This window comes from Collinsella tanakaei, from assembly GCF_016902615.1.
GTDB lineage: Bacteria > Actinomycetota > Coriobacteriia > Coriobacteriales > Coriobacteriaceae > Collinsella > Collinsella tanakaei_A.
This window is the reverse complement of sequence record NZ_JACJMB010000069.1, coordinates 1-1252: the sequence shown is the minus strand read 5'-3', so window position 1 is coordinate 1252 and position 1252 is coordinate 1. Positions and strand designations below refer to the sequence as shown.

At 67.2% G+C, this 1252-nt stretch carries 1 protein-coding gene and 1 pseudogene; both read left to right on the top strand.

Annotation, left to right across the window (positions count from 1 at the left end; translation table 11 throughout):
• The coding region (locus H6A21_RS10735) for a transposase (RefSeq protein WP_204562774.1) at positions 1–313 on the top strand (313 nt) is incomplete at its 5' end.
• A 17-nt stretch (positions 314–330) separates the two neighbouring features.
• Positions 331–1224, top strand: a pseudogene (locus H6A21_RS10730) (IS3 family transposase); the annotation flags it as partial.
• Positions 1225–1252: the final 28 nt, after the last annotated feature.

The window sequence follows — 1252 nt, the reverse complement described above, 5'->3', positions numbered from 1 at the left end:
CGTAAACGGGGAAAGGGGGCATAGGATGGGACATCCGTCGCCCAAATATTCGGCCGAGTTCAAGCAGCAGGCGGTGAGGCTGTACAGGGAGCGAGGCGGCACCTACGCCGAGATCGCGCGGGAGCTCGGGGTCGACGCCGGCAGCATATCCGACTGGGTCAAGAGGGCCGACGCCGCGCAGGCGTCGCCCGAGGACAACCCCTTTAAGGTCGCCGAGGAGAACCGCAGGCTCCGCCGCGAGGTTGAGCGGCTGGGGCGCGAGAACGAGATACTTTTAAAAGCGAGCGCCTTCTTCGCCAGCAGGCAGCTGTAGGCGCGCAGGCGGAGAGGGCCAAGTTCGCTTTCATCATGCTCAACGAGGGCGCATGGCCGGTCGCGGAGATGTGCTCCGCGCTCAAGGTCACCAGGCAGGGATACTACGCGTGGAGAAGAAGGCCGCCCAGCGCGCGCGACAGGCGCGACGCCGAGCTGTCGGCGAAGATCTCCGAGATATACGCCGCCAGCCGCGGCGTCTACGGCGCTCCGAAGGTCTTCGCCGAGCTGAGGCGCGCCGGTGTGCGCACCTCGCGCAAGCGCGTGGCGCGCCTGATGCGCGAGAACGGCTGGGCCGGGACGACGCGCGGATGCGCGAGGCGCCCCAAGGGGGAGAGGAAGGCCGCCGCGCCGCAGGCCAACGCCGCGCCGGACCTGGTTCGCCGCGATTTCAGCGCGGACGGGCCGGACAGGGCCTGGTTCGCCGACATCACGTACGTGAGGACCCATCAGGGCTGGCTCTACCTGGCGGTCGTCATGGACATATGGTCGAGGATGATCGTTGGCTGGTCGATGTCGGACCGCATGGGCGCCGAGCTCGCCGACGATGCGCTAAAGATGGCGATCGCGAGAAGGCGCCCGGGGAAGGGCTGCGTGCACCACAGCGACCACGGCAGCCAGTACGCCTCGCTGCTGCTGGGCAGGACCATGCGGGATGCCGGCATCGAGCCCTCGATGGGCTCCATCTCGTCCCCTTGGGACAACGCGGCCATGGAGTCGCTCATGGGCCTCATCAAGGCCGAGTGCGTGCATGCGAGAACCTTCGAGACGCGCGAGCAGGCATCGCTCGAGATCTTCGAGTACATCGAGGCTTTCTACAACAGGGTCAGGATCCACTCGGCGCTGGGGAACCTCAGCCCGGCGGAGTTCGAGGCGAGGCATCGGGAGGGCGCCGCCCTGAATGCGGCGTAGGGGTGTAAACGGAATCGGGGTAGATTCA